This is a genomic window from Allocoleopsis sp. (genome assembly GCF_036703385.1).
Taxonomy (GTDB): Bacteria; Cyanobacteriota; Cyanobacteriia; order Cyanobacteriales; family Coleofasciculaceae; genus Allocoleopsis.
In genome coordinates, this window is sequence record NZ_DATNPA010000411.1 from 1 (window position 1) to 6,445 (window position 6,445).

Sequence of the window (6,445 nt, forward strand, 5' to 3'; positions counted from 1 at the left end):
CACTATGGCATTTCACTTACCACTCATAGCTGGTGTCACATCTGTTGCAGCCGCCGGAACATTTCTAATCGAAAAATCTCAAGGAAAATCCAACGAAGAAGCGTTCAAAAGCAGTGGAAAAGTAGTTGTAATTGGATTGAAAGTGGCTACTCTGGCTTTCAGAAGCAACCAAAGACAAGCGGCAAATGATGCAGCTAGAAACATACCGATTCAGGCGGCTACAGATGTCAGTGGATATTATCGTGCCAATGGAACCTATGTTCAACCGCACCACCGTTCTTGGCCTGATGGAAATATTTTTAATAACTTTTCTACGGAGAGCAATGTGAATCCTTATACAGGGAAACTAGGTACTCACAAGCCATGATGTATTTTTAGAAGCTGTGTACAGCTATAGGGTAAGCAATGCCCACCTATTCTGAATAATGATGTAGGGGCGAAGCATTGGGACGATTAATTTTGTGACTCAACCAAGATTTTTATATCCGAATGCTTCGCCCTTCCACAAACTACGCAGGGCGAAGCATTCGTGAAGAAAAATCCGGGATTGATTCATACATCTCGGCACGAATGCTTCGCCCCTACAAAATTTTTATCTCGGAAGAGAGCCGTAGAGGAGAGACAATGACTACCAATCCTTATATCGGTTCTTCACTTGACGATCTTCTTGAAAAAGACGGGATTCTTGAGGAGGTCGATGCAATTGCAATCAAACGTGTTCTTGCTTGGCAAGTTTCTCAATTAATGCAAGAGAAAGGACTCACGAAAACAGCAATGGCTCAAGAGATGAACACAAGTCGTGCATCTCTCGATAGGTTGCTCGACCCAGAAAATACATCGGTAGCGCTAAACACTATGATGAATGCTGCTAAAGCTGTTGGTAAAAGGTTGCGTATTGAGTTGATGTGAAATACCCCAACTTCAGCTCGCGCAAGTTGGGGCTTCCGACAAAAGAAACGCTAAGACAGCTCAATCTGGCTATCGTCACCAATCATGAACCGCAACGCCTTGGGTCGCCGTGGCGCGATTTTCAGATGCGCCCGTTGCCCTAGCACACTGTCTACAATCCGCTGGTGAATGCCTTCTACCTTGGCTCCCTGCAAAATTACACTATGCTCAAGGTCAGCTTCAATTAGAGTGACTTGGTCGGCTATGCTGCTGTAGGGCCCAACAAAGCAATTTTCTAGGTAGCAGTCAGTTCCAATGGTTACGGGACCGCGAATCGTACAATTTTTCACCCGCGACCCTTGACCAATTTGTACCCGTCCAATCACCTGACTTTGCTCATCCACTTCACCCTGGATGGCGGAGTTGAGACAGGTATCGAGAATAATTCGGTTGGCTTCTAGCAGGTCATCTTTTTTCCCGGTGTCCAACCACCAGCCTTTCAGTTGCTAGGCTTCTACTTTCTTTTGCTGGTCAATTAGGTATTGAATCGCATCTGTAATTTCTAGTTCACCACGGGCAGAGGGTTTAATCCCGGCGATCGCGTCGTGGATGACTGGGGAAAACATGTAAATTCCCACCAGTGCCAGATTAGAAGGAGGGTCTTTAGGTTTTTCGATCAGTTGTAACACTCGCCCCTCTTCATCCACTTTCGCTACACCGAAAGCACTGGGATTGCTAACCGGGCAGAGTAGGGTTAAAGCATCTAGGCTCTTTGCGTCAAACTTCTCCAAGAACAAGCTGAGTTCGCTTTGTACGAGGTTATCGCCCAGGTACATGACAAATGGAGAATCCCCAAGGAAAGGCTGGGCGATTTTAACCGCGTGAGCCAGACCTGCGGGTTGTTCTTGAAGGATATAAGTAATCTTGGCTCCAAAGCGTTCGCCATCTCCGGTTTTGGCTTTTACCTCGCCTCCGGTTTCCGGGCTGATGATAATGCCAATATCGGTAATTCCGGCCTCGACAATGGCTTCAATTCCGTACCAAAGGATAGGTTTGTTGGCTACGGGAACCAGTTGCTTTGCGCCAGTATACGTAAGGGGTCGCAGACGTGTGCCTTTACCGCCCGACAGAATAAGTGCTTTCATGTTTGTAAGAGTAAAATTCTTCAAGCATTTGTCTTAGTCCCTGTCGCCAATGGGGAGGATGGCTTCCCAAAACGGCTGAAATCTTCTTGCCAGAAAGCACCGAATAAGCCGGACGCGTTGCAGGCGTAGGATATTCTGCCGTTGTGATGGGTACGAGGCGCTGTACTTTCAACGGAAAACCAAGAGGTTTGGCTTCCTCGAAGATAGCAACGGCGAAGTCGTACCAACTGGCAACGCCACTATTGGTATAGTGATAAGTCCCCATGGGAACAGATGGCTGCTCAAGTTCTTGGCTCGTTTGAGTCAGCAGTGTGGTTTCTGAGCAGCGGCACGCCAGTGCGTGTATCGCTTGAGCCAAATCCGCCGCCCAAGTAGGAGACCCTAGTTGATCGGCGACTACACGAACCTCTTCGCGTTCGGCGAAGAGCCTCAGCATAGTTTTTACGAAGTTAACCTGACCAAAGGTGCCATAAACCCAAGCGGTTCTCAGAATCAGGTGACGCGCACATTTGTCGCGAATTCCTTCCTCTCCTTCCAACTTGGTTCGTCCGTAGACACCCAGCGGGTTAGGGGTATCGTCCTCCATATAAGGAGTATTTTTCCGACCATCAAAGACGTAATCTGTGGAAACGTGAATGAGGGTGGCTCCAAGCCGTTGGGCTTCCTCCGCCATGATAGTGGGCGCGATCGCATTGATCGCGTTTGCCAGTTCCGGTTCCGACTCAGCTTTGTCAACAGCCGTGTAAGCCGCCGCATTGACAATGAAGTCAGGCTTAGCCTCAACAAGACGCTGACGAACGCTGCTGGCTTGAGACAAATCCATTGTCTCGCGCCCCACTCCAATGACTTCCCCCAAGGGAGCGAGGGTGCGTTGTAGTTCTTGTCCCAGTTGTCCTGTGCTACCTGTAAGTAAAATCCGGGTCATGGAAATACCTCGGCTTCCTTAAAGGGCAGACCCGCTTGGTCTTTGGCGGATACAATGGGGGCGTCTGTAAGAGGCCACGCGATCGCTATGTCGGGGTCATTCCAAACCACACACCGCTCATGTTGAGGCGCATAATAATCAGTGGTTTTATACAGGACTTCAGCAATTTCTGAGAGTACACAAAATCCGTGAGCAAATCCCTCTGGTATCCAGAGTTGTTGCTTGTTCTCTGCACTGAGTAGGCTGCCAACCCATTGACCGAAGGTTGGAGAGCTTTTTCTCAGATCCACCACTACATCAAATATCGCCCCAGCGACTACACGGACTAACTTCCCTTGGGGTTGTTGAATCTGATAGTGTAAGCCTCGCAGAACGTTTTGAGTAGAACGCGAATGATTGTCTTGAACGAAACGAACGTCTACTCCAGTTTTCTCTTGGAACGCTTTCTCGTTGTGACTTTCGTAGAAGAAACCACGTTGGTCTTCAAAGACTCGGGGTTCAATAATCAGAACGTCAGAAATTTTAGTCGGGATAATATTCATTAAGCACTCTCATTGCCCACCCCGCCAACCAGAATTTGGAATTTTTCGGGTTAGCGATCAAGTCATTATATTCGATCAATCAAGCGCTTGCCTGCTGTCTTTTTGTTCGACAATCAGGCAGAGAGATGTTGTTAACGTAGAGGAATGTTGAATTCGCTCTTTTATGCCAAACACTATCTTAGCAATCGTGAAAGTGATGGCAAGTGTTACGTAGACGCTTGTCTTAGGTCAGCGGTTGTTTACGTCCTTGTTTCGTTAGAGGTGACAGGTATCTATCCCGAAATCGATAAATTATTACAGTCGCTATTCCCACGCAATTTTTCATGCTTACGTGAGGTAGCAATGGCGGAATTTATAATCAGGAAACAGCGAACCAAGGCTTGCTCAATTCAGTTAAAAATTAGGCTGAATTCTAAGCCGTAAATTGTTTAAGGTTAACTTACTTTTAGATGGAAAATCCCATCCAAATGGGTCGCCAAATTTTGAGAAAATTTAATTTTTCCCAGAACTTTGTTCGGACTTTTTGGAATTGATAATTTTGGCGGGAATGCCTACAGCTGTTGCTCCTACGGGAACGTCTGTGAGTACTACGGCATTGGCTCCGATGCTTGCGTCATCGCCAATAGTAATGTTACCAAAGAGTTTGGCTCCGGCTCCTACGTTGACACGCTTACCCAATTTGGGGGCATCGAAGGCACGATCCAGATAACGATTTCCCATCGTCACTCCTTGGCGGATAATACAATCGTCGCCGATTACACAATCCCCATGAATTACAATACAACTCTGGTGTTCAATCACCACACGGCGACCGAGTTGAGCACTGTAAGGCAATTCAATCCCATAAGTGTTACGAATTTTGCGAAATAACGCGCGATAGAGAATGCTGAAAGGAGCCCGAAGAATTAAGGATTTAATCTTCATTCTCCAGACTCCAAAGCGATAAACGGCTACCGCCCGAAATCCTGGTTTAGTCCAATCCCGTCCATGAGCAATCCAGTCCTCTTTGATCTGTTGCCAGAGTCCCAAGTTTGGGGTTTCTGATTCATTCACACTGGATAGGATGTCAGGTTGTGTAACCATAATCTCCTCTACGGGGAAGCATGTTTTCTTGAAGAAAATTGAGAGGGTGAGCTCATCGTAGCTCAGTCTTGAATAATTGGGAGGGCTATGTGGCAGTTAACTCAACTGCCGTTTGAGGAACACGCTGTTACGGAGAAAATCACCCAAGATATTGGGGGGGTCTTGATCGGGTTTACCCTGAACTACTCGGCGAATCCTCCACAACGTAAAACCCACTGTCCAGGCTGCATCAGCGAGAGCAGTGTACAGCCAACCATGGTTTTTGAGAAAGTACCGTCGCCGAGAATCAAACCAGTATTGGGGGAGACGCTTCGGCGGGCGCTTGGTATCAGTTACTCCTGAGCTTTGCCCGACTAGGTGGACAACATGGCTTTGCGGGACATACCAGCAGCTCCATCCAGCTTTTTTGGCTTGCAGGCAAAAGTCCATTTCTTCGTAGTACATGAAGTAACCTTCATCTATTAAGCCAGCTGTCTCCAATACCTCGCGGCGAATGATCATACTCGCCCCTGCGACCCAATCAGTAGGACAAACTTCGTCCGAAATGGGAGGCGCAATGACCCAGTTGTTCAATAACTTCGTGACGAGGCCAAGACGCAAGCCCAAATCTAGCTCACTGAAGGCTGTATGAAAGCGAAAAGCAGAGTGCTGTGGAGTGCCATCCGGGTCTTCCAAACGGCTACCAGCAATTCCCGCTTCCGGGTGTTCATCCATGAACTCCACCAGTACTTTTAAAGCATTGGGGCGCACAATGGTGTCAGGATTAAGCAACAGAACGTAGGTGGGTGGATTGGGTGACGAGAGTGCAGGGCGAATTGGCGCGTTGTTCCCGTAGGCAAAGCCGCCATTGCGTTCTAAAGGCTGGAACGTTGCCCAATCTCCCCACCCCTGGCTTTCAATTGCAGCTTGAATTTTTTCACCGGAGCCATCACCAGATGCGTTATCCGTAACAACTACGCGGGTTCCTGGGAGCGATCGCACTTCACTATCCAAGGAACGCAAGCAGTCAATGGTTAGACCAGCCGTTCGGTAGTTAACGATAACGACAAGTAAACGGGTTGGGCTATCTAGCTGAGTATCGTCAGACATAGATTATTCTCTCTGGCAGTTTTAGATGTTGTGAGATATGAGATGGTTTCAACAGCCACAGATTAGTCAGGCTGGAGTTTTTCTCGATTCCGCTACAGACTATGGGACAACGGACAAGATGGTCAGTTCGAGTGGTAGAGCAGCTTAATTCCTGAAGAGAAAAATCTTTACGAGATTTCACTCGTATCAACCTTACAAAAATTAATTATCTTCTTGCAATACTTTTTGATCGAGTAGGTCTAAGATTTCAGGGAATCTGGTGAAGTCGAATTTACGAGCGAACAGTTTGGGAGAGCTAGCTAGTCTCTCCAAGTCACTTTTCTCAAATACTCGAGGCCGAGTTGGGTTAGGATTATGCCAATCTATATAGAACAAATTATCATTAACAACCCTGTCTTTTAAAGGAGAATTCAAAATTAGGGTTTGGAAGAACATTTCATCGGGGCCATCAACGTATTTAAAGAAGTTAACATAAGAGGGATTTTTGTTGATAAAATCATAGATGTATTCAACACAGTCTCTTGGAAAACACCAATAAGCAGACCCTCGATAGGGTGTAAATCCTTCAGGAAACTGACGCTTAATGGGTAAGAAAGGAACTGTTTTATCCCAAAAGAATGACACAAAACGATACCAAGTTTTATCAAAGTTACGATAGCGGTTGTGAGAACTCAAATTGAGAACACCTGGAAAGACAAACCGCATTTTCCATAACCGCACATGCCAGTAGTTGATATTGTCATTTCCTCTATTAGGCCAAAGACCGTCAGTGA

6 protein-coding genes and 2 pseudogenes are annotated in these 6,445 nt (G+C 46.8%); 2 read left to right on the forward strand and 6 right to left on the reverse strand.

Going from position 1 to position 6,445, the window contains the following annotated elements:
* Positions 1–367, forward strand: a pseudogene (locus tag V6C93_RS20255) (hypothetical protein); the annotation flags it as partial.
* Between the two features lie 257 nt (positions 368–624).
* Complete coding sequence (locus tag V6C93_RS20260; RefSeq protein WP_333478482.1) at positions 625–909, forward strand: XRE family transcriptional regulator; 285 nt, start codon at positions 625–627, stop codon at positions 907–909.
* Positions 910–959: 50 nt separating this feature from the next.
* Here the strand turns inward: V6C93_RS20260 and V6C93_RS38365 are convergent.
* The 6 genes and pseudogenes from V6C93_RS38365 to V6C93_RS20295 all read right to left on the reverse strand — a co-directional run.
* Positions 960–2,033: pseudogene (locus tag V6C93_RS38365) on the reverse strand (glucose-1-phosphate thymidylyltransferase).
* A complete protein-coding gene (gene rfbD / locus V6C93_RS20275) occupies positions 2,005–2,958 on the reverse strand; it encodes a dTDP-4-dehydrorhamnose reductase (protein ID WP_333478485.1) in 954 nt (317 codons plus the stop codon). Before rfbD ends, V6C93_RS38365 begins: the two are co-directional and overlap by 29 nt.
* Positions 2,955–3,500, reverse strand: coding sequence for a dTDP-4-dehydrorhamnose 3,5-epimerase (rfbC, locus tag V6C93_RS20280; protein WP_333478486.1), 546 nt, complete (start codon positions 3,498–3,500; stop codon positions 2,955–2,957). Before rfbC ends, rfbD begins: the two co-directional genes overlap by 4 nt.
* 492 nt (positions 3,501–3,992) lie before the next feature.
* Positions 3,993–4,583 (reverse strand): serine O-acetyltransferase, encoded by a 591-nt coding sequence (locus tag V6C93_RS20285; protein WP_333478487.1) that lies wholly within the window; start codon positions 4,581–4,583, stop codon positions 3,993–3,995.
* Between the two features lie 96 nt (positions 4,584–4,679).
* Positions 4,680–5,672 (reverse strand): glycosyltransferase family 2 protein, encoded by a 993-nt coding sequence (locus V6C93_RS20290; protein ID WP_333478488.1) that lies wholly within the window; start codon positions 5,670–5,672, stop codon positions 4,680–4,682.
* Between the two features lie 201 nt (positions 5,673–5,873).
* Positions 5,874–6,445: beta-1,6-N-acetylglucosaminyltransferase (locus V6C93_RS20295; protein WP_333478489.1), on the reverse strand; the 572-nt coding region annotated here is incomplete at its 5' end.

Bases quoted from the DNA above. Each gene is read 5' to 3' on its own strand.
- V6C93_RS20260 (WP_333478482.1), top strand. From the start codon at position 625: ATGACTACCAATCCTTATATCGGTTCTTCACTTGACGATCTTCTTGAA.
- rfbD (WP_333478485.1), bottom strand. From the start codon at position 2,958: ATGACCCGGATTTTACTTACAGGTAGCACAGGACAACTGGGACAAGAA.
- rfbC (WP_333478486.1), bottom strand. From the start codon at position 3,500: ATGAATATTATCCCGACTAAAATTTCTGACGTTCTGATTATTGAACCC.
- V6C93_RS20285 (WP_333478487.1), bottom strand. From the start codon at position 4,583: ATGGTTACACAACCTGACATCCTATCCAGTGTGAATGAATCAGAAACC.
- V6C93_RS20290 (WP_333478488.1), bottom strand. From the start codon at position 5,672: ATGTCTGACGATACTCAGCTAGATAGCCCAACCCGTTTACTTGTCGTT.